The 24018-nt window shown below is 31.2% G+C and carries 25 protein-coding genes and 1 pseudogene; 13 read left to right on the forward strand and 13 right to left on the reverse strand.

The window, feature by feature from the left end:
- Positions 1 to 50: 50 nt before the first annotated feature.
- A complete protein-coding gene (locus JJ842_04805) occupies positions 51 to 227 on the forward strand; it encodes a hypothetical protein (protein ID MBO6971231.1) in 177 nt (58 codons plus the stop codon).
- Here the strand turns inward: JJ842_04805 and JJ842_04810 are convergent.
- Both JJ842_04810 and JJ842_04815 read right to left on the reverse strand, forming a co-directional pair.
- On the reverse strand, positions 205 to 435 hold the full coding sequence (locus JJ842_04810) for a hypothetical protein (GenBank protein ID MBO6971232.1): 231 nt from the start codon (positions 433 to 435) through the stop codon (positions 205 to 207). The genes JJ842_04805 and JJ842_04810 overlap by 23 nt on opposite strands.
- Positions 436 to 469: 34 nt before the next feature.
- Positions 470 to 802: a hypothetical protein gene (locus JJ842_04815; GenBank protein ID MBO6971233.1), complete on the reverse strand. Its 333-nt coding sequence runs from the start codon at positions 800 to 802 to the stop codon at positions 470 to 472.
- Between the two features lie 117 nt (positions 803 to 919).
- On the opposite strand from JJ842_04815, the gene JJ842_04820 reads away from it, so the two are divergent.
- Entirely contained in the window at positions 920 to 1222 is a 303-nt protein-coding gene (locus tag JJ842_04820; protein MBO6971234.1) for a hypothetical protein, read from the forward strand.
- Positions 1223 to 1228: 6 nt separating this feature from the next.
- On the opposite strand, the gene JJ842_04825 is transcribed toward JJ842_04820, so the two are convergent.
- Genes JJ842_04825 through JJ842_04840 form a run of 4 tightly spaced genes read right to left on the reverse strand, consistent with a single transcriptional unit; the run spans position 1229 to position 6411 of the window.
- Entirely contained in the window at positions 1229 to 1933 is a 705-nt protein-coding gene (locus JJ842_04825) for a TrkA family potassium uptake protein (protein MBO6971235.1), read from the reverse strand.
- 18 nt (positions 1934 to 1951) lie between these two features.
- Positions 1952 to 3355 carry a potassium transporter TrkG gene (locus JJ842_04830; GenBank protein MBO6971236.1) on the reverse strand — a complete coding sequence of 468 codons (1404 nt, stop codon included), beginning with the start codon at positions 3353 to 3355 and terminating at the stop codon, positions 1952 to 1954.
- A 4-nt stretch (positions 3356 to 3359) separates the two neighbouring features.
- On the reverse strand, positions 3360 to 5168 hold the full coding sequence (locus JJ842_04835) for an SLC13 family permease (GenBank protein MBO6971237.1): 1809 nt from the start codon (positions 5166 to 5168) through the stop codon (positions 3360 to 3362).
- Between the two features lie 49 nt (positions 5169 to 5217).
- Positions 5218 to 6411 carry an FAD-dependent oxidoreductase gene (locus JJ842_04840; GenBank protein ID MBO6971238.1) on the reverse strand — a complete coding sequence of 398 codons (1194 nt, stop codon included), beginning with the start codon at positions 6409 to 6411 and terminating at the stop codon, positions 5218 to 5220.
- A 95-nt stretch (positions 6412 to 6506) separates the two neighbouring features.
- Between JJ842_04840 and JJ842_04845 the strand changes: the two genes are divergently transcribed.
- Both JJ842_04845 and JJ842_04850 read left to right on the forward strand, forming a co-directional pair.
- Positions 6507 to 7229 carry a phosphoadenylyl-sulfate reductase gene (locus tag JJ842_04845; GenBank protein ID MBO6971239.1) on the forward strand — a complete coding sequence of 241 codons (723 nt, stop codon included), beginning with the start codon at positions 6507 to 6509 and terminating at the stop codon, positions 7227 to 7229.
- A 14-nt stretch (positions 7230 to 7243) separates the two neighbouring features.
- On the forward strand, positions 7244 to 7939 hold the full coding sequence (locus tag JJ842_04850; protein ID MBO6971240.1) for a type III pantothenate kinase: 696 nt from the start codon (positions 7244 to 7246) through the stop codon (positions 7937 to 7939).
- Here JJ842_04850 and bcp read toward each other — a convergent pair.
- Complete coding sequence (bcp, locus tag JJ842_04855) at positions 7931 to 8398, reverse strand: thioredoxin-dependent thiol peroxidase (GenBank protein MBO6971241.1); 468 nt, start codon at positions 8396 to 8398, stop codon at positions 7931 to 7933. The genes JJ842_04850 and bcp overlap by 9 nt on opposite strands.
- Here bcp and JJ842_04860 point away from each other — a divergent pair.
- Positions 8398 to 8941, forward strand: a pseudogene (locus JJ842_04860) (4-phosphopantetheinyl transferase). The gene bcp and the pseudogene JJ842_04860 sit on opposite strands and share 1 nt — an antisense overlap.
- A gap of 35 nt (positions 8942 to 8976) precedes the next feature.
- Here the strand turns inward: JJ842_04860 and JJ842_04865 are convergent.
- The 5 genes from JJ842_04865 to JJ842_04885 all read right to left on the reverse strand — a co-directional run bounded on the left by JJ842_04865 (position 8977) and on the right by JJ842_04885 (position 13891).
- Complete coding sequence (locus JJ842_04865; GenBank protein ID MBO6971242.1) at positions 8977 to 10281, reverse strand: AAA family ATPase; 1305 nt, start codon at positions 10279 to 10281, stop codon at positions 8977 to 8979.
- Between the two features lie 33 nt (positions 10282 to 10314).
- A complete protein-coding gene (locus JJ842_04870) occupies positions 10315 to 11952 on the reverse strand; it encodes an alpha-D-glucose phosphate-specific phosphoglucomutase (protein ID MBO6971243.1) in 1638 nt (545 codons plus the stop codon).
- 32 nt (positions 11953 to 11984) lie between these two features.
- On the reverse strand, positions 11985 to 12155 hold the full coding sequence (locus JJ842_04875; protein MBO6971244.1) for a hypothetical protein: 171 nt from the start codon (positions 12153 to 12155) through the stop codon (positions 11985 to 11987).
- Between the two features lie 12 nt (positions 12156 to 12167).
- Positions 12168 to 13268, reverse strand: coding sequence for a DUF4912 domain-containing protein (locus tag JJ842_04880; GenBank protein MBO6971245.1), 1101 nt, complete (start codon positions 13266 to 13268; stop codon positions 12168 to 12170).
- 269 nt (positions 13269 to 13537) lie between these two features.
- Positions 13538 to 13891, reverse strand: a complete 354-nt coding sequence (locus tag JJ842_04885) for a hypothetical protein (protein MBO6971246.1) — start codon at positions 13889 to 13891, stop codon at positions 13538 to 13540.
- Positions 13892 to 13987: 96 nt separating this feature from the next.
- Here JJ842_04885 and sufB point away from each other — a divergent pair, with 96 nt between their 5' ends.
- From sufB to JJ842_04905, 4 genes are read left to right on the forward strand one after another with little or no spacing between them, the layout of a single operon-like run.
- Positions 13988 to 15430: a Fe-S cluster assembly protein SufB gene (gene sufB / locus JJ842_04890; protein ID MBO6971247.1), complete on the forward strand. Its 1443-nt coding sequence runs from the start codon at positions 13988 to 13990 to the stop codon at positions 15428 to 15430.
- Positions 15431 to 15451: 21 nt separating this feature from the next.
- On the forward strand, positions 15452 to 16237 hold the full coding sequence (sufC, locus tag JJ842_04895; GenBank protein ID MBO6971248.1) for a Fe-S cluster assembly ATPase SufC: 786 nt from the start codon (positions 15452 to 15454) through the stop codon (positions 16235 to 16237).
- Positions 16238 to 16241: 4 nt separating this feature from the next.
- Positions 16242 to 17459 (forward strand): SufD family Fe-S cluster assembly protein, encoded by a 1218-nt coding sequence (locus JJ842_04900; GenBank protein ID MBO6971249.1) that lies wholly within the window; start codon positions 16242 to 16244, stop codon positions 17457 to 17459.
- Positions 17459 to 18712 carry a SufS family cysteine desulfurase gene (locus tag JJ842_04905; protein ID MBO6971250.1) on the forward strand — a complete coding sequence of 418 codons (1254 nt, stop codon included), beginning with the start codon at positions 17459 to 17461 and terminating at the stop codon, positions 18710 to 18712. The genes JJ842_04900 and JJ842_04905 overlap by 1 nt, the downstream gene beginning before the upstream one ends.
- Here the strand turns inward: JJ842_04905 and JJ842_04910 are convergent.
- The gene (locus JJ842_04910; protein ID MBO6971251.1) at positions 18709 to 20634 is read right to left on the reverse strand and encodes a S9 family peptidase; all 1926 of its coding nucleotides are present in this window, start codon (positions 20632 to 20634) and stop codon (positions 18709 to 18711) included. The genes JJ842_04905 and JJ842_04910 overlap by 4 nt on opposite strands.
- Before the next feature lie 80 nt (positions 20635 to 20714).
- On the opposite strand from JJ842_04910, the gene def reads away from it, so the two are divergent.
- From def to JJ842_04930, 4 genes are read left to right on the forward strand one after another with little or no spacing between them, the layout of a single operon-like run.
- Positions 20715 to 21320, forward strand: a complete 606-nt coding sequence (gene def / locus JJ842_04915) for a peptide deformylase (GenBank protein MBO6971252.1) — start codon at positions 20715 to 20717, stop codon at positions 21318 to 21320.
- Positions 21321 to 21324: 4 nt separating this feature from the next.
- Entirely contained in the window at positions 21325 to 21666 is a 342-nt protein-coding gene (locus JJ842_04920) for a histidine triad nucleotide-binding protein (GenBank protein ID MBO6971253.1), read from the forward strand.
- 45 nt (positions 21667 to 21711) lie between these two features.
- Positions 21712 to 21990, forward strand: coding sequence for a hypothetical protein (locus tag JJ842_04925; protein MBO6971254.1), 279 nt, complete (start codon positions 21712 to 21714; stop codon positions 21988 to 21990).
- A 42-nt stretch (positions 21991 to 22032) separates the two neighbouring features.
- The gene (locus tag JJ842_04930) at positions 22033 to 24015 is read left to right on the forward strand and encodes an ABC transporter ATP-binding protein/permease (protein MBO6971255.1); all 1983 of its coding nucleotides are present in this window, start codon (positions 22033 to 22035) and stop codon (positions 24013 to 24015) included.
- The last annotated feature ends 3 nt before the right edge of the window (positions 24016 to 24018 follow it).

Consider the following 24018-nt stretch of genomic DNA (forward strand, 5'->3'; position numbering starts at 1 on the left):
AATCTGAGTCTTATTTACAAAAAAAATATTCTGTGGAATAAAATTGGTTTATGAAAAGAATAGAACAAATTGTAGTAATTTTCGTAGCTGCGGCTCTTGCGATTCCAAGTTATTGGTTTTTTTGGACTTTAGCTGGTGGAGGAGGCTACAACAAAAGAATACAACCTATGAAGAATCAAAACAATAATTATTCGAAACCTGTTTCTAAAGACCTCCTCGAGCCTTAACTAACCACATTTTAGTTGCCTCGTCGTCGATAGTGCTCAAATATTCAATAACCTCTTCTTTAGTCACAGAAATATTTAACTCATTACCTATATCACATATTTTATCTAAGGCTTTTTTGGGATTAGTCAGAGCTATCATAAACAAACTTTGTTTCTTTTTAGAATCATTTGCTATTAAGTTATAAAGCTTTTCAGCATTACTGGACATGTTTTTAAAATCTATTTATTAATAGATTATTACCTCAAGCTACATTTTTTTCATTATATTTATCAAAAGATAAATCATTATCGGTATCCTTTATTTCTTTTGCTGATGCATCTGCCATACTTCTTGCGTCTAAACATAAAACCTTTCTTAGTTTCGCAAAGTTAGCTGCGTGAGATTTTCTACCATCTTTTTGCGCAAAATACTCTGACTGTTGAAGAATATGGTGAAGATGGGTTAACAAATATGGACTAATTACAGCAGATACCAAAACATCACTATTTTCATTATCGTCATAACTAACTAATCTTTTTTTCGGTTTATCAATTATCGACCTTTTTGGAGAATCAATTTTTCTTGAATTTTTCATGGGACAATAAAACAATTAATTGATACGGACATAAATTTCCTTACTAATAATATACACAAAGATAGTATCCTTGACTAACTGTGTATACTAATAAGTAACAGTTATCAACTTTGACTCATGGCTACCCGCCAAAACTCAACTAATGGGAAGCCTAAATCCCCCAGAATTCAAGTAGTTCTTCCAGAATTGATATGTGAGCAATTAACTATTTTGGCTGATAATGAATCTAGGACAGTAAGTAATATGGCAAAAGTGTTAATTCAAGAGGGTATAAAAAAATATTTCGAAAAAGAAAGTAAATCACCTGTTTCAGAAAATAATTTAAATACTGATAAATTTAGAGATGAACTTGAAAAACAAAGCGTCAGGAGATTAAAAAGAGCTCCTCAAAGGATTAGATACTTTAAAAAATCTGATTAAAAATAATTAATTTTGAGGCAATTTCTGTAAATCTACAGTTTTACCCATGACTACCAAAATATTTCCTCTTTCCAAAATATATTTTGCTGGAGGATTAACTGTTAACTCTTCAGCAGGGCCTGCAGCAAGAACATTTACTAAATAATTTTTCCTCAAATTTAAATCTCTTAAAGATCTTCCAATAAATTCCTCTGGAACAGTTATTTCATCTATACCAGTTTGATTATCTAGTTCCAATCTTTCGATTAGGTTTGGTCTTACTAGTTCTAAACCTAATCTTTCTCCTTGCATCCTAGATGGGAAAACAACTTTATCTGCACCTACTCTTTTTAGCATTTTTTCGTGCAAGTCACTAGTAGCTCTCGCTATTACTCTTTTCACTTTGCTACCTTCACTATCCTTAGCAATAAGAGTTGTAGTTATACTTGCTTCAATTGGTTCACTAATACCCACTACAACAGTATTCATTTCAAGAATTCCCGATTCCTTCATAGACTCTTCATCAGTACAATCTACAACTCTCGCTTCTATCGAAGGTTCTAATTGCCTTAAATCATCAATAGCTTTTTCCGAATAATCTGCAGCTAAAACATCAGCACCATTACTAATAAGTTCTCTGCAAACTGCGGTTCCAAATCTTCCAACGCCAACAACTGCAAAAGTGAGTGCTTCATTTTCTCTCTTTTGAGACCACTGCCACCAATCAGCCATAATAAAACTCAGTCAATTCTAAACATATAGATCAGCCCTAGGATAGCCAATTCTCTTTTGTCTATCTATTCTACTCTTATAAAGAGCCTGCCAAAGTGCACTTAAAAGCAAAAGAATCCCAAGTCTGCCCACAAACATACCCACAATAAGAATAAGTTGACCAAAATGATTTAATTTTGCAGTTAAACCAATATCAAAACCAACTGTTGCAAATGCAGATATGCAAGTGAACAGAATTTCTAGGAATGTGAATGATTCTTTTTTAACAAAAGTATTAGTTGTACTAAGCAACATTGCCATTAAAAGAACAAAAAGCAAAGATCCAACTGTGATTCCAACTGCCTTTAGAATAACTTTATCTGAAATTAATCTATTGCTAATAATTACATCTTTCTGACCTCTTAAAGTTGATCTAGTTGCAGCCATTAAAGCAATAAATGTAGTTGTTTTTATACCTCCACCAGTACCTCCTGTACTTGCTCCAATAAACATAAGCGTCATTAATAATAAGAGTCCTGTATCTGAGATAGAGGTCAAAGAAATCGGAAAATTTGTAAAGCCTGCAGTTCTTGCACTAACTGTTTCGAAGATAGATGACATCAACCGTTCAAACAAATTTAAATCATTAAAAAATTGACTATTTAGCAGTGATTCAGTGATAAAGAATCCCAATGATCCGAACAATATTAGAGAAAAACTTGTCCTAATAACTAGTCTTGAATGAAGGCTTAATTTCTTATATGAAAGATTTTTTTTATGACTCCAAATATCATCAATAACCCGCCAACCCAATCCACCCATAACAATGAGAAAAACAAAAACACTATTCACCAAATAATTTGTTCTATAGTCTTGAAGACTATTTGACATTAGAGAAAATCCTGCATTGTTATACGCAGAAATGCTATGAAAAATCGAGGACCATAGTCTTTCCCAATTATTTTGAATGTCTACAAATCCAAAAACATATAAGATAATTGCGCCCAAGGATATGATAATAATCGCTGTAATAGCAATGCTTTGAAAAGTTCGACCAATTCCTCCAACTCCAAATTCATCTAAAGTCTTTCCTTTGTCTAATCTAGTTTTTAGCTTTGTCCCCTTTACAACAAACCCTTGTAAAAATGTTGTAATGGCCATTAATCCTAAACCACCTGATAAGAGCATAAAAGCTAAGAAAACTTGGCCAAAGAAATTTAAATCAACACCAATATCTATTATGGTTAAGCCAGTAACTGTTATTGCAGAAGTAGATGTAAAAAATGCTTCCCACAAACCAACCTTTGAAGATGAACATAATGGAGAGCTCAAAATTAAAGTTCCAAGGCAAATAATAAACAAGCCTGTAACAATAGTAAATTGAGGTACAGATAGCTTTTTGTAAGCATCTTTTATCTTATAAACCTTGCTTGTGAATTTCACTATATTACCCGTAATTTAAAATTATCAATGCTGGCACAATAAATGACATTATAAGTGTTAATCCTGCGCCGTATTTTGCTATATCAAAAAATCTATATCTTCCAGGACCATAAACCATTAAATTTGTTTGATAACCCATTGGAGTCAAGAAAGATTGACTTGCACCAAATAAAACAAGCATTATTAAAGCGCTTGGTGAAATTTCTAAAACATTTGAGAATTCAATAACAACAGGCAAAATCAAAGCAACCGAAGCAGCATTACTTATAAATTGTGTAAGAATAACTGTAGATACAAAAATTACGACTAGTGCAAAATAAAGAGGCATTCCGTTAAGGGCGAAGTTTAGATTAACTGCAATTACATCTGCTAATCCAGTTATCTGCATAGCTACACTAAAACACGACAAAGATCCCAGCAATAAAATAACGTCTAACCTAATTGATTTTTGTATCTCTGCAGGTCTTAAACATCCACAAGCAACCATTGCAATAACTGCCAAAAGAACTGAACCTACTAATGGAATATTAGAAACCGAAGGCAAAACCAACATTCCTATTGCAATTGCAATCGATATGGGTTTTTTTATCAAAAAAGGTAAGTCATCTTCGAATTGATCTAAAATAAGCAAATCATTACTAGCTTGCAAACCTCTTATTGAGTCTAGTGGTGCTTGCAATAATAAAACATCTCCAGCCCTTAAAACAGCTTGGCCTAATCTCTCCTGAACAGTTTGCTGACCTCTTCTTAATGCTAAAACTGTTGCATTATGACGCTGCCTAAATCTTAATTCTCTCAAACTTGCCCCAGCTAAAGTTGAACCAGCTGGCAACAAGGCTTCAAAGGTCTTAGTACCTTCATCATCTGAGAAAACATTAGCCCCATCGAACGATGTTTTATTTTCTCCTAACAGAATAGTATGTTCCTGCTGCAGCCTAAACAAGTCTGCCCTTGTAACGCGGATTATTAATCTATCATTCGGTTCAATCTTTCTATCAGCCAAAGGAGGAAGAATAACTTTTCCATTTCGTTGCAATTCCAGAACATCAACGTCAAATCGTCTTTGCAATCTACTATTTCTGACAGATTGTCCAACTAATTCTGAAGTAGAGGGAATAGTAACTTCGGTAAAATATATATTCATATCACCATTTTTAATAAACTCCTTATCTCTCCCTCTATCTGGTAAAAGCACGTCAGAAACTAGAATCATATAGGTTGTACCTATCAGCCATACAGGAATTCCTATTGAAGTCAAACTAAATAATTCCAAACCTCCGTAACCTAATTGTTGACTAATATCACTTACAAGAAGATTTACTGAGCTACCTAATAATGTCAGAGTTCCACCGAGTAAAGTAGCAAAAGAAAGAGGTAATAAAACTTTTGATGGTGATATATTTCTCCGCTCGCACCAACTTTCAATTAAAGGTAACAAAGATGCTACTACTGGAGTATTAGGTACAATTCCAGATATTGGAGCAATCAAAAAAGCTATTAAAGAAATTAATTTCCTTGGAGTTCGAATACTTTCAGAAGAAATCAATTCTCTTACTCTGTCTAAGGCACCACTTTTAAATAATGCTGAGGAAACTGCAAATAAACCCATAAGGGTAATTAAAGAAGGGCTACCAAATCCAGCTAAAGCTTTTTCAGGAGAAAGAACCCCAGTAGATATAAATATTCCGACACATAACAAACCAGTCAATTCTGGTGCAATAGTATTTCTAATAAACAAAATTATTGACATTATTAAAACAACTACCGTTATAAACGCATCAAAATTATTACTAACTACTGCAATTAAATTCATACAAAACTTATTTAACTCAATATACCCAAAAACAATATTTCAAAAAAGTTTAATTCGAATAATCTTTTTTAAGAAACTTTTTAAAAATAGATTTTTTTTGGAATATCCATGAAGATGCAGATTTTAAGCTTTCTGTAATATCAGGCAATTTGGAAGCATATATAAGTCTTCTTGCCTCAAAAGCCAGTTTCCCAGATAAAGTAACCCCAAGGCCAGAAATTGAAGCTTCGCCTATTCCTAAGCTAATCATTTCACCGTTGTCTTGAAATTCAAAGGGTAAAGGATCTTTTCCTTGAATTAAAAGTTCTAAATTATTAGCAAGATGCTTTCCTTCCTGCATAGCGACCTGAGCAGTTATGGGTAAATCCTCCATTCCGTCAATAACTGAAATATCACCAATAGCAAAACAGTTTTTACGGTTTTCTATTTGCAAATTATTATTAACTAAAATTCGTCCAAATTTTTTTGTTATTTGATCAGTTTCTAAGTAAGACAAATTAGGTTTAACACCTGCTGTCCAAATAACAATATCTTTATCAAAGGAACTTATCCCAACCTCACTAGAAATAGTAATTTTTGTTTCTGAGACTTCTTTAACTGTGGAATTCAAAAGAATGTTGATTTTTCTTTTTTCTAATGCCTTCTCTGCTTGTTCTCTATTAAAAATTTTGTTTTTATTGAGGATTTCGTTTGATTTTTCTATTACATTAATTTCAAATTGGTCTGTAAATATATCTTTAATTTTGCATGCCAACTCGATACCAGAGGGACCACCTCCAACTATAAATAACTTTTTGTGCAACGCAGTATCTTGTGATTTTTTTAAAAAAGAGTTTAATTTATTTAAATCGTGAGAATCATTAAAAAAATAACAATTTTCATCTACACCTTTTATAAAAAAACTATTTGGAATAGATCCTGTACAGATAACGAGATATTGATAACTTAATTTTAATTCATCACTAAATTCAAGAATATTTTCTTTGAAGGAAATCTTTGTTAAACAATTTCTTAAAAAAGTTATACCCGCATCAGAAAAAATATTTGCAAATTTTGGGGTAGCTTCCCAACTTCTTATCTCTTTACTTAAAACTTCGTACATTAAAGGTTTAAATATAAAGTTAGTTTGAGAATCAACCATAAGAATCGGTAAAGAGGGATTAAGGTTCTTTAAATTCAAAGCAAATGTCATACCTGCAAAACCTGCTCCAACTATTACTATTGGTTTTTGTATTGATTTCATTAGAGAAATATTGTTATGCGTAAATGTATTATTAAACTATACGAATAATTTTTAAATTGAGCGAAATAAAATTAAACTCATAATCAAACTGAAGAATGATTGAAAAAATTCACAACGATATTCAAACTAACTTGAATAAATATAATCAAGATCTTCTAGATATGAAGCCTCAAAGAATGCTTACATGGGGTTATGAAAAGTTTGATCAACAATTTGCTATTACAACAAGTTTTGGCATACAGTCATCAGTACTTTTAGATATGGTCAGCAAATTATCTCTACAAAAAAAAATCAAAATATTTTGGATAGATACAGGTTACCTTCCTCCAGAAACATACCATTACGCTGAAAAGCTTATTGAAAGTTTATCCTTAGAAGTTGAAGTTCTGCAAAGTGAATTATCTCCAGCAAGAATGGAGGCCAAATACGGAAAACTTTGGGAAACAAAAAAAGAGAGTGATTTAGATAAGTATCATGAATTGAGAAAGATAAAACCTTTAGAAAATGGTCTAGAAAAATATGATATTACCTGCTGGGCAAGCGGTGTTAGATCAAGTCAAACAGACAATAGAAACAAAATGAAATTCATAGACGTAATTCGTCAAAGGCTCTCTTTAAGACCTTTATTAAATTGGACAAATAAAGATATTTTTTATTATATGGAAGAAAATAATTTACCTGCACATCCACTTTTTATCAAAGGTTATTCTTCTGTAGGAGATTGGCATTCAAGCAGTCCCGATGGTATTGAAACAAAGGGTAGGGACACAAGATTTGGAGGAATTAAACAAGAATGTGGAATTCACACTAATAATTAATTGATCATAGAACAATGGTCTCAGAAATAAATTTTTTATTAGTAGGCAATAGTAGGCTTCATTGGGCTCAATATTCTAAAAATCAATCTAAATTCTTCCATACCAAAAAAGAGCAAAAAGTTCCCGAAAATATAGATCTTGATCAATTAATTTGGGCATCTGTAGGAAAACTTCCAAATTTTTTGCTGAGAAAAGAAAATGAAATAAAAACTAAAGATATCCAATTATCAAATCTTCCTGATTATTTTGGAGTTGATAGAGCTCTTGCTTGTCTCGCAGCTCTAAGCACTATTGAAAATCCTTTTAAAAAAGATTTGCTAATTACAGATTTTGGAACAATTTTATCGATAACAAAATTAAATTCAAATGGATCGATTCTTGGTGGTCAACTTGTTCCAGGTTTTCTAACACAATTAAAATCAATGGAACAAAACACAAAAAATCTTAAAGTTCCAGAAAAATTTGAAATCCCTAAAAAAGATTTTTTGTTTAATACAGAAGAAGCGATTTTAAAAGGAGTAATCAACTCTCTTAATGGAGTTATTAATAGTTTATTTAATCCCAAAAAGGATATTTTAGTAATCTGTGGAGGAGACTCTCAATTCCTAACAAAATTTCTAGAAACGAACAAAAAAAATATAATCAATGCTCCTGATTTGGTTATGGAGGGAATGATCATTCACCACCTTGCCTTAAAAAAATTAGCTTAACCCAAGGTCTGCAATTATATGATCAGCCATTATTGCTGCTTTTACTTTTAAGTAAATTTTTTCGATGTTGCCTTCAGAATCAATCAAAAAAGTATTTCTCATCATTCCCATATATTCTTTTCCCATGAATTTCTTAAGTCCATAGCTATCGTAATCAGAAGAAACTTTAAAAGGTTCAGGATCAGTTAAAAGAATAAAAGGTAAATTAAATTTTTCTATAAACTTCTGATGAGACGATGCATTATCTTTGCTAATACCAAGCACAACAATATTATTTTTTGTGAGTAAATCATAATTCTCTTTAAAATTACATGCTTCTTTAGTACATCCTGGAGTGTTATCTTTTGGATAAAAATATAATATTATTCTTTTACCTTTAAAATCACTTAGAGAAACTTCTTTCTCAAAAGAATCTTTTAATTTAAATTCTGGTGCTTTGTCGCCAACCTTAAGAGCCATTGAAATTATTAAATGAGTATGAATATAAAATACCAAAAATTTGGTTTTATGAGATTAAAGATGTGCAAGATGTCGCAACTACAGAAGAAATTAAACCTGCAGAAAATAATTTTTAAAACTTTTTGATTTAGAACCCTAGAAATACAATTAATGCTTATCCTTGAGAACCACCAAGTTTAGACTCTGGCATGGACAACATCAGTTTAAATCATTGTAAAGATACTATTACTATAGTCTGGCATAAAAGCAAAAATGGGATTGATATTGAGAGAACAGATAGAGATTTTAACCATATAAAATTCCCAGAAAAATATTTTTTTATGCCAATAAATCAAACCATAATAATTATTTAAAAAATAAGATCCTAAATAAATGGTTAGTTTTTGAAGCAGCTGTAAAATAGGATCATAGAAAATTGGCTAAAGACATTTATCATTGGTAATTTTTTTGAAAAGCCCAAATAGTTAATTCATAAGAAGAAAAATATACTCTTAGGTTATTCATAGATTAACTTCCATAAGTTTGACTATCGCTTTAGCCTAAGAAGAAAAAACTTCCTTTAATCCTGAGATTATTTGTTATTCGAAAAATTTTGAGTTTTCTTTTCTTCTAAGCAGTTCTTCATATTGAGTTTTTTCCCATCCAATATTATTTGGTTCCCATATTTTTAAACCTCTTAAAGATTTGGGAAGATATTCTTGTTCATCCAAATTATCTGGATGATTATGCGGGTTGACATAACTATTAGAATTATTTTTTAAATGAAGAGGAACATCAAAAGCTTTGGCAGATTTTATTGTTTCAATTGCTTTAAAAATACTTTTCGTACTATTACTTTTTGAAGAAATAGCTAAATATAAAGAAGCCTGCGTTAAAAAATATAATCCTTCTGGAAAACCAACTCTATCAAAAGCATCACAACAGGATTGTACAACCACTATGGCATTAGGATCAGCTATTCCTATATCTTCACTTGCAGTTATAAGTAGTCTTCTAAAAATAAAATTAGGATCTTCACCAGCCTCCAGCATATTCGCAAGCCAGAATAAAGTTGCATCTGGATCAGAACCTCTTATGGACTTGATAAAGGCACTTATTACATCGTAATGATTTTGCCCATTTTTATCGTAAACAATATTTTTCTTTTGAAGTGCATCCTCTGCTATTGAGAGATTAATGTTGATTTCTTTAACATCATTTTCAGCAGTTGATTCTATGGCCATCTCTAGCGCATTGATTAACGTTCTTGCATCTCCGCCAGAAAATTTAATTAAATGACTTATAGCATCTTGAGTTAAATAAACCTTTTTTGAATCTATTTTTTTAGAATAATGAGTTATGACTTTTTGTATTATTTTCTGCAAATCATTTTCTGCCAAAGGAAATAATTTAAAAATACGAGACCTGCTAACAAGCGCTTTATTAACAGCAAAGAAAGGATTTTCAGTTGTAGCACCAATAAAAGTTATAGTTCCATTTTCTATTGAAGGTAATAAAGCATCTTGCTGAACTGCTGTAAATCTATGAACCTCATCGATAAATAAAATTGTTTTTCTTTTTGAATTTATTAATCTATCTTTTGCACTAGCGATTTCATTTCTTAATTCTTTAACACCCGATAATACTGCATTTAACTTAATTAATTTTGAACGAGTATAAAAGGAAATAATTTCAATTAGAGTAGTTTTACCGACACCAGGAGGGCCAGAAAAAATAAAATTACTAATCTTATCGTTTAATATTGCACTTCTTAAAAGCGAATTCTCATTCAGGATTGGTTGTTGACCCAAAAAATCCTCCAATTTCTTTGGTCTTAATTTATCTGCCAAAGGTGCATTGTCTTCTATATGAGAATAATTAGTAAATAAATTTTCTGAATGCATATAAATAAAATCAAAAAATAATTACTTTCAATTTTATGTAATTACTGTAGGAGTTTCCATTTGAGTAAGTTTTGAAATGTTCAATAAAGCATCTAAATCATTTATTAGAGGTTTTAAAGCAATCTGAGGATTTAACGAAAGATTCTGTTGAGGATCTAAAAATTTCTCAAAGTAAAGTCTTAATGTTGCTCCCTTAGTTCCAGTTCCCGAAAGGCGTACAATTACTCGAGAATTATCATCAAGGACCAATCTTAAACCTTGATTTTCGCTAAGGGAATTATCAACAGGATCTAAATATGAAAAGTTATCTGCAACTTTAACTAAATGGCCAGCAAAACTATTTCCTCTTAAAGTTTCTAGCATAGAAGCTAGATTACCAAAGATTTGATAAGCAATATTTGAGGGAATTGCCTCATAATCATGTCTTGAATAATAATTCCTACCAAATTCTTTCCAATGATTCTGCATCAAATCGCTTACCGAACATTTTTTCTCAGCTAAAACTTGTAACCAATACAAAACTGCCCATAGTCCATCTTTCTCTCTCACATGATTACTACCTGTTCCAAAACTTTCTTCTCCACATAAAGTAATTAAATTGGAATCTAAAAGATTTCCAAAAAACTTCCAGCCAGTAGGTGTCTCAAAACAAGGTATATTTAATGCTTTAGCTACATTATCAACCGCTGAGCTGGTTGGCATGGATCGTGCCACACCTGTAATACCATCTTTATAACCAGGAACACATTTTGTGTTAGCAGTGATAACTGCAAGGCTATCACTAGGATTTACAAAACATCCTCTTCCTAAAATCATATTCCTATCTCCATCTCCATCACATGCAGCACCAAAACTGTAAAATTTTTTATTTAATAACAAATCAGCCAAGTGAGATGCGTAAGTAAGATTAGGATCAGGATGTAAACCTCCAAAATCTTTTAACGGGTTGCCATTCATGACACAATCATGCGCAAGACCCATTTTTTCAACAAAAATATTTTTTGCATATGGGCCTGTAACCGCATTCATTGCATCAAAGATTAACGAGAAGTCTTTTTTTAAAAAATCACTAATTTGATCAAAATCAAAAATTTTCTCCATCAAATTAGAATAATCTTTTAATCCATCAATAATTTCTAAGGTAGTTTCACCGTAAGAATAAGTTCCATATTCACTAAAGTTAGGCAATTGAATTTTACAAATTTTATAACTAGTTAGTAATTGTGAAGCCTTGAAAATCTTATTAGTAATTATCTCAGGAGCTGGGCCACCATTAGAGATATTCAATTTCACTCCAAAGTCACCATCAATTCCACCAGGATTATGGCTTGCAGAAAGAATAATTCCACCAATAGCATTTTCTTTTCTAATTAAATGTGATGTCGCAGGAGTAGATAATAAACCGTACTTTGGAACAATAACCTTTTGGACTTTATGAGCAATGCAAATTTGGACAATTTTTTCTATCGCTTCAATATTGCCATATCTGCCATCACCACCAACTACTAATGTTGAACCTTGTAAATCTTCCAATGATTGTAAGATTGCTTCAATAAAAATTTCTAAATAATGTTCCTCCTGAAACTTTAAAGTACTTTTTCTTAAACCAGAAGTGCCTGGTTTTTGATCTAGAAAAGGAGAATTGATATTAATTACATTAACTTGAGTCATATTTTTAAAAAACTCCCAAAAATCTAACTAAATTAATGAGGCATTTCGGATGTTCTTAACATAGCGATAAACCATAATGAAGAAATTAATAATGCACTAAGAATTCCATAGTTAACACCAAATTTAGAAATTGTAATTGGAACTATTAGTGGAAACGTCAATGCCCCAAACAAAGGAGTAAAAGCTACAATTTTTTTCAGCATTAATTTAATTTATTAAAACCATTCAGTCTCAGCATTATCTTTTTCATTAGTATCGTCAAGAGGTGTAGTTCTATCAAATTTCATAGATATACTTTTTTCTTGATCACCAGATATATCAACTGCTTTAATATCATATTTTTGAGTCCCATCTCTAAATGGAACTTGAATTCTAAAAGTACCATCTGCAGCGAGGGGTACATCTTCTCCACCTATTGTCAGTTTTGCAGAAGGCTCTGTAGCTCCATAAACAATTAATTCAGCATCAGCAACGAGCCAAAAAGATCTGTTTTTAACAATTCCGCTTCCAGAATCATTTAAACCTGATGACCATTTACCAGCACCTGAGTCTGTAAGATTATCACTAAGATTTGTTGAATTTACATTTTCCATGAATTCTTCAGAACCAACTTTTCTTCTGAGAGAAATATTAGTTGCTGCTTGGTATAACCTTTCATGCATACCATTTTGTTCTGAAGCAACAGGATTTGAAATATCTGGGATTGACTCAGAAGTAGAATCCAAATTAAAAGGTACAAATTTATCAAGAATTTGCTCAGAAGGATGAGAGCCAGGAACGTGGCTTATGGAGGAAAATGCCAATGACATCCAGTTAAAACCATATTTATAACCTAATTCAACTTTATAATCTCTATCAGCAAGTGGAATTGGCAAGTACCACTCGGTACTGTAGCTATCAACTGCTATCTCCCTTAGTGTACCTTGATTCAAGTTGCTTCCTTCTGAACCAGATGCATCAAATAATCGTAGGCATAATCTATTAGCCCCCAAAGATTGTGCTTTTTCTCGATCTGCATCAGAAATTTGCCAAAAAACGTAAGCCCAATCAGGATCTCGAGGTAGGAATACTACATTTGTTTTCACTTCTTCACTACTATTTATAGTATTGGACTCATAAGTTTCTTCAAATTTTGGCTGGGGTGAACTGAGATATGTTTTTTGAGGAGATTTATCTTGATATTTAAGTATTAAATCAACAAGAACTGCTTTTGTTTTGCGACTATAAAGCGGTACTGATAGTTTACTTGCTTCTTGACGTAATTGTCTTAGGGTAAGTGAGAGTAATTGATCTTTATTCATGATCCCATCAGCCACTTTAAAATCTCCGTTTTTGTTTGGGATCAGTATGTTCTTTTTTTTAAGGAATTGTGTGTCTTTTTGCCCTGTCGTCAGGATCCTCTGACTACTAAAAAATTCTCGAAATTAATATTTATCGTCAAAACAGTTGGTATCAATGAAATTAATAAATTTTCAGATCTTTTTTAAATGTAAATTAATTTTCTTTTTTTTTAAATTTTATTACCTGAATTTGTTAACGACTCAACAAAAATATATTTTTTCTTCGGGATCAATTAAAAGGGGCTTCAGCGTTTTTCAACTAGAATTACTAAATCACCTATCTCTAAGTCCTCAATATTTTTACCAATTTTTTTTGAAAAAGTACTTAATTTTTTCGAAGTAGATTCTAACTGCTCATAAAAGAGGTCACTAAATTTTTTATCATCAAATTTTTTGGATTGATTATCACACCATTCTCTCAGGGGATTTTTATTTTGATATTCAAAACTATTCTCTTCACTGATAATTTTAAAAATCTGGAGGCAATGAGCGAGTATTCTTAGATGATGTTTCTGCATTGTAGTTAGATCAAGATTATCAATTTCTTGAATAATTTCTATATTTAATGGATTAGACAAGGGATCAAGATGATTAGACATTAAATTTTAGTTTTAATAAAGGGAAAAAACTCAATATTGGGGGTATCTTTCGTTAAAGTATATAAAGCTAATTGTAATAAGTTATTTTTGGATAACATGGTCAACGAAAATTTAGTTAAAGATGTAGTAAAAGAGCCCTATAAATATGGTTTTGTTACTGATATTGAAACTGAAAAAATAGAAAAGGGGTTAAATGAAGATGTCATAAGATTAATTTCTCATAAAAAAGAAGAGCCAAAATATCTTCTTGACTTTAGATTAAAAGCCTTTAAAAAATGGCAAAAAATGAAAGAGCCTGATTGGGCAGGATTAGGATATAAACAAATTGATTATCAAGATATAATTTATTACTCTGCTCCTAAGCAAAAAGAGAAAATTTCTAGTTTAGATGAAGTTGATCCCAAACTTCTTGAGACTTTTGACAAATTGGGAATACCCCTTACGGAGCAAAAAAAACTCACAAATGTAGCAGTAGATGCTGTCTTTGATAGTGTTTCTATAGCCACAACTTTTAGAGAAGAACTTGCTGAACATGGAGTTATATTTTGCTCAATTAGTGAAGCAGTAAAAAATCACTCGGATTTAATTGAAAAATATTTGGGTACAGTTGTTCCAGCTAGTGATAATTATTTTGCAGCACTAAATTCTGCTGTTTTTAGTGATGGTTCTTTTGTATATATTCCAAAGGGTGTTACCTGCCCTATGGACCTATCTTCCTACTTCAGAATTAATAGTGGAGATTCAGGACAATTCGAAAGGACACTAATCATTGCTGAAGAATCAAGTTCTGTAAGTTACCTAGAAGGTTGTACAGCTCCAATGTTTGATACAAATACCCTTCATGCAGCAGTTGTAGAGCTTGTAGCATTAGACGACGCCTCAATAAAATATTCAACAGTGCAAAATTGGTATGCTGGTGATGAAGAAGGAATTGGCGGAATTTTTAATTTTGTCACCAAGAGAGGAAAATGTTTAGGCAAAAGAAGTAAAATTAGCTGGTCACAAGTTGAAACAGGCTCTGCAATTACATGGAAATATCCTAGCTGCCTTCTTCTAGGGGAAGAATCTGTAGGAGAATTTTATTCAGTGGCACTCACCAATAATCTTCAGCAAGCAGATACCGGAACAAAAATGATCCATATCGGTCCTAAGACCAAATCAACTATTGTTAGCAAAGGCATTAGTGCAGGCAAGTCAATCAATAGCTACAGAGGTCTTGTCAAAATAGGAACAAAAGCTAGAGGATCAAGAAATTACAGTCAATGTGATTCAATGTTAATTGGGGATCAAGCTTCTGCGAATACATTCCCTTACATCAAATCTCAACAACCTAATTCCGAAATTGAGCATGAAGCAAGCACATGTAGAATCTCAGAAGATCAACTTTTTTATCTCCAAAGCAGAGGTATAGAATTTGAGGAGGCAGTATCTATGATGGTCAGCGGTTTTTGCAGAGATGTATTTAATCAATTACCTATGGAATTTGCTGCTGAAGCAGATAAGTTACTGGCACTTAAGCTAGAGGGATCAGTAGGCTAATGAATCAATTTCTAAATTGAAATGCAAATTAAAATGAAAGAATCAGAACCAATTTTAGAAGTTGAAAATCTCTCTGCATCTACTGATAATCTTCCAATTTTAAAAGGGGTTTCACTTACTGTCTATCCTGGAGAAATCCATGCCATTATGGGAAGAAATGGATGTGGCAAAAGTACACTTTCGAAAATAATTGCAGGTCATCCTTCGTATAATATTACAAATGGGGACATAAAATTTTTAGGTGAAAACATCAATTCTCTAGAACCTGAAGAGAGAGCTCAATCAGGAATTTTTCTTGGTTTTCAATATCCAATTGAGATTCCAGGTGTAAGTAATCTTGAGTTTCTTAGAGTATCAACTAATGCAAGAAGGAAATTCCTCAACAAAGAAGAATTGGATACTTTTGATTTTGAAGAATTAGTTAAAGAAAAGTTAGAAATTGTAAAAATGGATCATGCATTCCTATCAAGGAGTGTAAATCAAGGATTTTCTGGAGGTGAAAAAAAAAGAAATGAAATCCTGCAAATGGCTTTACTGGAGCCCAAGATAGCAATATTAGATGAGACCGATTCTGGTCTAGATATTGATGCTCTAAGAATAGTGGCATCAGGAATCAAAAAAATATCTAATGCACAAACTGGGATAATACTTATTACACACTATCAAAGATTATTAGATGAAATTGAACCAAATTATGTCCATGTTATGTCAGACGGACAAATCATAAAAACTGGTGATAGTGATCTTGCTCTAGAGCTTGAGAAAAAAGGGTATGAATGGACTGATAACTTTATAAAAGAGACCTAAATAAATGGAAATTATTGAAAAAATAAAAACAAATAAATCGATTGATAATCAAACAGAAATACAAAAAATCTGTCTAGATAAATTACAATCAAGTCCCCTCCCTAATCCTAAAAGTGAACAATGGAGACTTTCAAATAAATCAAAATTTTCAAACTTTTTAGACTTCTCGGTTAATGAAAAAGATCTAAAATTTGATACACCCTATCCGACAAATTCGCAAAATACTATTAGATTAATAATTGGCGAAAAGTATCAAATTAAATTAACAGAAAAAAATTATTCAATACAGCAATTAAGTGCAGATGAGTTAGATAAATATATCAAAGAACAGATATCCAGTTTTGATCAAAACGAAAATTGGAGTGACCTGTTGAATCTGTCTTTAAGTTGTAAAAAAAATATCTTAGGATTAAAGATCAATGGATCAAGAATCCCTCCTATTGAAATCTTTAGTCATGCATCAAGTAACTCTTTAAGCGCAAAAACACTAGTAATATTTTTAGAAAAGAATTGTGATGTTGAATTATTACAAGTAAATCTTGGCAAAGAAAACTCTTCGTTATCTCAATCAACTTTCTTTTTTTTAGAAGAAAATAGTTCTTTAAATCATGGTTTTGTTTCTTACGGTGAAAAAGGATCAAACTTATTAAATTCTCTCAATGTAATCCAACACAAAAATAGCAAATACAACTTGGGATCTTTACATTTCAAATTCAATTACGCAAGATTTGAAATTAATATTAAGCAATCTGAAGGAAACGCTAAAACAAATATCAAAGGTATGCAAATAACAAAAAAAGATGAACAAATTTCTACTTACACAAAAGTATTTTTTAATGGCCCTAATGGATTTCTAGATCAAATCAACAAATCACTTGCTGACGATAAATCACATGCAATATTTGAAGGTTCAATAATAGTTCCGAAAATTGCTCAGAAAACTGACGCTTCCCAATTAAGCAGAAATTTACTTTTATCAGATCTTGCACAAATAGATACCAAGCCTCAATTAGAAATAATTGCTGATGATGTCAAATGCAAACATGGAGCTACAATTTCGCAACTAAATGAAGAAGAACTTTTTTATATGCGAACAAGAGGGATCACGTTAGCAGAAGCAAGTAAACTACAATTAAGTTCTTACTTTCAAGAAATAATTTCATTTATTCCCGTTTCAAAAGATAGATGGGATTTGCTTGATAAACTTTTAAATGAGAATTAATGGAAACGATTCAAAATTTTCCTGAAATAACTAAGAAAGACTTTCCTCTTTTAAATAAGAACCTAAAAAATAATGAGCATATTATTTATTTAGACCATGCTGCAACAACTCAAAAACCAATACAAGTCTTAAAAAAAATTGATGAATTTTATAGAAACTTTAATGCAAATGTACACAGAGGCGCACATCAATTAAGTGCAAAAGCAACAGAAGAATTTGAAAATGCAAGATATTTAATTAGCAAATATATAAAATCGAATTCACCTAAAGAAATTATTTTCACAAGAAATGCTACTGAAGCAATTAATCTGGCTGCTAGATCATGGGGCGAATCTTCATTAAAAGAAAACGATGAAATTCTCTTATCAATAATGGAACATCATAGCAACATTGTTCCATGGCAAATGGTTGCAGCAAAAAATAAATGCAAATTAAAATTTATAGGTATTGATAAAAATGGGAAATTAGATATAGAAGATTTTAAATCAAAACTAACATCGAGAACTAAGCTTGTTAGCCTAGTACATGTTAGTAATACTCTAGGTTGCTGTAATCCGATCAAAGAGATAACTAAATTTGCTAAACAAAAAGGTTCTTTAGTTTTAATAGACGCATGTCAAAGTTTGGCGCATCAAAAACTAGATGTGATTGATCTTGATATAGATTTCTTAGCGGGATCAGGACATAAACTTTGCGGTCCTACAGGTATTGGTTTCCTCTGGTCAAGGAAAGAAATCCTAGAAAAGATTCCTCCTCTTTTTGGAGGTGGTGAAATGATTCAAGATGTTTTTGAAGAGACAAGTACTTGGGCAGAGCTACCTCATAAATTTGAAGCTGGAACCCCAGCCATTGCAGAAGCAATAGGTCTTGCAGAGGCAATAAAGTATATAAACTCTATTGGATTGGATAAAATTCATGAATATGAAAAGAATATTACTAAATATTTATTTGAAAAATTAAATCAAATAGAAAATATTGAAATTATTGGTCCATCGCCGAAGATAGATCCGGACAGAGCATCACTTGCCACCTTTTATATAAAAAATATACATTCAAATGATATTGCTGAAATTCTTGATTCAAAAGGAATTTGCATCAGAAGTGGGCATCATTGCTGTCAACCTCTTCACAGATACATTGGAATTAAATCAACGGCAAGAATTAGCATGAATTTCACAACCAATAAGGAAGAAATTGATATGTTTATAGAAAAATTAAAAGATACTATTGATTTTCTAAAAATCAATTCTTAAAGATTCAAAGCATTTTTTAAAAATTCCTGAGATTTTTGCATTACTACTTCTTTATTTTCAATATTTCTAAAACCATGCCCTTCATTATCAAAAAAAATAACTTCTGAATATTTATTATTCTGAATCAAAATTTCTTGAATTTTTAAAGTTTGTTTATAAGAAATAACTGTATCTTTTTTTCCATGAAACAATAAGATAGGTTTTTTTATTTTTTTAATATGATTTATCGGTGATCTATTTATATAATCATCATGATTTTTTGCATAATTTCCTACCAAAGAATTTAAATAATCTTTTTCAAACCTATGAGTGTTGTGATGCATATCCTTCAAATCAATAACAGGATATTTACAAATTGCTGCTGTAAAAATAGACCCATATAATAAACAATTCAGGGCAGTTAACCCACCAGAACTATTCCCAAACATTACTACTTTTTCACTATCAACTTGATTTGATTTAATTAATTCAAGAGCTAGTGCTTTGCAATCATAAGAATCAACAATACCCCATTTATAACTCAACCTCTCTCTATATGCTTTGCCAAATCCCGATGATCCTCCATAATTGACTTCAGCAACAAAAAATCCCTTCGACGTCCAATATTGAACTTCAGAATTATATGATCCATCAAAAAATGAAGTTGGCCCACTATGAGCTCTAACAAAAAGCGGTGGTTTTCTAAATTTTTCAACAAGCGGCCTATATAAAAAAGAATGAGTAGATTTATCTTCAAAACCTTTAAACCAAAAAGATTCAGGTTTTGAACAATCTTTTATATATTCAGCATTTATTTCCTCAAAAACATTTGATAAAACTTCCTTTTTACAATCAATTTCAAGAACAATTCCCAAAAAATCAGATCCATATCCTTTTAAAAGAACTTTACTCCCAAAAACACTGAAATCACTTATTGAGGTAAAAGGAGTAGAAAATTCTTTAACTAATACAAGATCTTTATATTGTTCAACTATTAAACTATTTTCTTTTTTTGCTATACAAAATAAATTTTTTATATCCCCTGAAAAGAATGTTATTCCAGATACCCATTGTGGTACTCCATATTCAATCAACTTTCTCTCTTCTCTTTTCTTAATAAAAATATTCTCAATTTCACAAACATCTAAAAATAATAAGTTCCACCATCCAGAACTATCTTCAGAACATACTAAAAGAGTTTCACTTATCCAATAAGGTTGAAAAAAAGAAACATTTTTTTTGGCATTAATCAGCTTATCTGAGAATTTTTTTATTTTTGTTATCTCTCCTTCTAAGTCAATTTGAGCAAAACAAAGATCATTTTTCTCCCAGGGCATGTATGGATAATCCCACTCGATCCAAGAAAGTAAGCTAACAGAAGTATTAGAAGATAATTCTCCAGCGAAATTTTTAAATCTTTTTAATATATGAATATCTTGTTTAGTTTTTTTTAAGTTTAAAGAAAATAAGTAATCTCTATTATTTAATTCACAAATACCATACAAAAAAAAATTTTTAGCAATAACAAATGAAGAATCGAAATTTCCATCAATTGATTTAGATAGTTGTCTAGGTTCCTGAACTGAATCAAGATAATTATTTTTACCTATATCATTTGATGCTGCCTCTTTAAAAATTTGAAACCATACTGCGTTGGTAATCTGATCTATCCATATCAAATAAAAATTATTTTTTAAATATATACATTTATAAGATTTACCACCATATCCATGAAAGTTATTTTTAATATTATATTTTTTACTTGTTAATTTCTGAGGAAAAGCCTCTTTTTCATTAAATGGTCTTGCAAAAATAGCATTTTCATTTTGACCTTCACCAACAAGATCAATCCAAAAAATGATATCCCTAACAATAGTTAATTCCTTAAAAGATTGTTTTTTAGAAACAGTTTGCTTAACTTTTAACTGATCATCATTACTCATTTAAAAAAACTATAAAGAATGCAAATTAAAGTGCTAATATTTTTATAGCTAAACTCTTTAGTAAAAACCCATTTTTTAACGTGGCAAACCATTTTTCACAACTTGCAAAAAAGTCAAGAACAAATGGAAACGCAGAAAAAATTGCAAAAGAACAATCAGGTAAGCCTTCTCTAGACATTTATAAACTTGGTGATGATGTTTTAAGACAAAATTCCAAAAGAATAACTAAAGTTGACGAATCGATTAGAAAACTTGCTAGAGAAATGCTTCAAAGCATGTATGCAGCTAAAGGAATTGGACTTGCTGCACCTCAAATTGGAATCAACAAAGAGCTTCTTGTCATAGACGTAAATTTTGAAGATTCAGCAGCAGAACCTTTAATATTAATCAATCCAGAAATTACAGACTTTGGAACAACCCTCAATTCATACGAAGAAGGCTGCTTGAGTATACCTGGCGTCTATTTAAACGTAGTAAGACCATCAACTATAAAATTAAAATTTAGAGATGAAATGGGACGACCACGTAAAATGAAAGCAGATGGACTTCTAGCGAGGTGTATTCAACACGAAATGGATCACTTAAATGGAATATTATTTGTAGATAGAGTTACATCAAAAGATGATTTGAACAAAGAACTTTTAAAAGAAGGGTTTAACGAAAAAGACGTTATCTCAATTAATTAATTTAATGACTGAAACGACAATATTTCAAAAAATCATTAATGAAGAAATACCCTGCGATAAGCTTTATGAAGATAAGCTTTGTATTGCGTTTAATGATATCCAGGCACAAGCTCCAGTACATTTTTTAGTGATTCCTAAAAAGCCAATAATCAGTTTGTTAGAGTGTGTTGAGCAAGATGCAAATTTATTAGGGCATTTACTTTTTGTCGGTAGCAAAATAGCTAAATCAAAAAATTTAACTAATTGGAGAACAGTAATTAACACTGGAGCAGAATCGGGACAAACGGTTTTTCATTTACATATTCATTTTTTATCTGGAAGAAAAATGAATTGGCCTCCAGGTTAAAACTCTCGAAAGAAATATTAATGGGTTATAAATAAATAAAAACAAATGAATACTCCAGAGTCCTTAAAGACAGAATCTAAAAATTTATTCAATTTAATTTCGAAAAATTGGGAAGAGCTAGATGATTCACTAAAAATTAAGTTAATAAAAATTTGGAACGTTTTAACTTATAAATGGCAATTACAGATTTTATTTAATTTACCTTTTCTACTATGGTGGGCATTAGATAAATCTTTTCCAAAAGTTCATGAATTTGATGCAACAATCTTGAATTACTTAAATTTACCTAACTGGGCACTTTCATTTATTGGCTTTGGTCAATAGACTGCTAAAAGTTATAATTTATTTCATAACACTAGTCGAGTAATGAATAAAGCAGTTAATAATAAATCCAAAATACTGTACCAATTACAAAAATTAAGGAAGCTATCTCAGCCATTTTTTCTTCCCATAGATCAATGTAATGGATTCCAATTCATATGGCTTTTGATTTCTCTTTTATTTTGTGTTGGTGGAGTAGTACTTGTTGGTCTTACAGGAATAATAAGTTTTTTTGAAAGCTTTCAACCAATTTTTCTTGAGAAGTATTTCGGAGGTGTAGTAAGTACTGTCAATTCAATTTGGGCTGGGAGTTGGGGATTGCTTTTCTCTGCATTATTTCTAATTGGATCAGGAAGCTTTTTTAGCTTAAGACGGCAATTAAAAAACCGTAGATGGTTACATTGGTTATTCCTTGCGATAATTGTATTAATGCTTTTAGCTGTAAACGGAATAAACGCAGGTATTGGATTCATTGCGAGAGATTTAACAAATGCTTTAGTAGAAAAACAAGAAGATGGATTTTATCGGATATTGGGGATTTACGCTTGTTGTTTCGCTGTGGCTCTACCAATACGGGTTTCCCAAATATTTTTTACATATAAGTTAGGAATAATTTGGAGAGAATGGCTTTCAAAAAGTTTAGTCAAAGATTATATGACTAATAAAGCTTATTACCAGTTAAATCCCAATGATGAAGAACAAACCGATGTAGATAATCCCGATCAAAGAATAACAGATGATACACGAGCTTTTACCGGGCAAAGTCTCAGTTTCACATTAGGTATTTTTGATGCCCTACTAACATTTTCACTTAATATTCTTATTTTATGGAGTATTAGTACAACACTTACTTTTTCTTTATTTGGTTACGCCGCATTTGCAACTTCTATACTCTTAATTGCTGGAAAAAATCTTGTAAAGATTGACTTTGATCAACTGAGATATGAAGCAGATTTTCGGTATGGCTTAGTACATATTCGAGATAATGCTGAATCAATAGCCTTTTACTCTGGGGAGAATCCTGAGCGAAGTGAAACTGAAAGACGCTTAGGAGAAGTGGTAAGAAACTTTAATTTACTGATTATATGGAGAGTAATAATAGACGTCATGAGAAGATCCATTAATTATGCTGGAAATTTCTTTCCATATTTAATAATGGCAATCCCTTACTTTAAAGGTGATATTGATTATGGACGCTTTATTCAGGCAAGCTTTGCATTTGGAATGGTTGAAGGTTCTTTATTTTTCATTGTTAATCAAATCGAAGAACTTGCTAAATTTACTGCTGGTATTGGCAGATTAGAAGGATTCCAATCAAAAGTTGAATCCATTAGTCAAACCAACCCAACAAGCAATCAAAACGTTATTTCAGATTACCCCTCAATTCTTATTAATAATGCTGACCTTCGCCCACCAGGATCAAATAAAACAATAATTAAAAATTTAAATTTGAGCATCGACAATAATCAATCACTTTTGGTAGTAGGACCATCTGGGTGCGGAAAAACATCTTTACTAAGAATGATTAGTGGTTTATGGGAACCTGATCAAGGAGTAATTAAAAAACCAAAAATTGGGGAATTATTATTCATACCTCAAAAACCATATATGCTACTTGGTTCTTTAAGGGAACAATTATGTTATCCCACAGAAGTCAAGAAATTTAGTGATGAACATCTTACTTCTGTACTTCATGAAGTAAATTTAAAAACTTTGCTTGATCGATATCCTAATCTTGATATCAAGCAAGATTGGCCACGAATTCTTTCCTTAGGCGAGCAACAAAGATTGGCTTTTGCAAGACTCTTACTAAATTCTCCAAGATTTGCAGTACTTGATGAAGCAACAAGTGCTTTAGATATTAACACTGAAAAAAAACTATATAGTTTACTTAAGGAAAGAGAACTTTCCCTTATTAGTGTTGGACATAGACCAAGCTTAAAAGATTTTCACGAAAATATTTTAGAATTAAATGGACAGGGAGACTGGAAATTATTGACGTCTGATAAGTATAATTTTAAGGATTAACAA

It is taken from the genome of Prochlorococcus marinus CUG1433 (assembly GCA_017644425.1).
Lineage (GTDB): Bacteria > Cyanobacteriota > Cyanobacteriia > PCC-6307 > Cyanobiaceae > Prochlorococcus_A > Prochlorococcus_A marinus_U.